Here is a 787-nt window from a genome sequence, read left to right as displayed (position 1 = left end):
GACGACGTGCCGGTCGCGGTTGCTGATACGGATGCGGTGGCCTCGGGTTCGTTTGCGGCGGTGGGCGGCAATCTGCTGAGCGGCGCCGGCAGCGACGGCAATGCGGCGGGTGGCGACGTGCAGGGCGCGGACGGCGCGGCGGTGACGTCGGTCGTGGCGACGACGGCGGGCGGGCCTGCGGTAGCGGTCGGGTCGAACACGGTGGTGGCGGGCCAGTACGGCGTGCTGACGCTGTCGTCGGATGGCAGCTACAGCTATGTCCGCAATGCCGGTTCGGCGGGCGGGGTGAACGAGGTCTTCACCTATACGCTGACCGATGGCGACGGCGACGCGTCGCCGACGACGCTGACGATCGCGATCGGCGATGCGACGCCGGGGTCGGTGATCCCCGGGGTGAACGGGGCGACGACGACGGTCTACGAGGCAGGCTTGCCGGCGCGTGGGGCCGAGACTGCAGGGTCAAACGCGGCGGCGCCGTCCGAGACGGTGGCGGGGACGATCGGCTTCAACTCGCCGGACGGCGTGTCGCTGGTGTCGCTGGGCGGGCATGTTCTGACGGGCGCGCCGCAGAGCTTCGCCGACGGGACGCGCGGGACGCTGACGGCGTCCTACAGCTACGATCCGGCAACCGGCGCCGGCACGATCAGCTACAGCTACACGCTGCTCGACAACACGGCGGGCGACAACACCGCGGCGAGCTTTGCGGTGGTGGTGAACGATGCCGACGGCGACAGTGCGCCGGCCGGCAACCTGGTGATCAGCATCGTCGACGACGTGCCGGTCGCGG

The 787-nt window shown here is 71.3% G+C and carries 1 pseudogene; it reads left to right on the top strand.

From position 1 onward, the window contains the following. Positions 1–787, top strand: a pseudogene (locus AC1DVA_RS28840) (hypothetical protein); the annotation flags it as partial.

The organism is Allobosea sp. P4_C6 (assembly GCF_056402015.1).
Note: the sequence above shows the minus strand (reverse complement) of the source record. Positions and strands in the feature narration are given on the sequence as shown.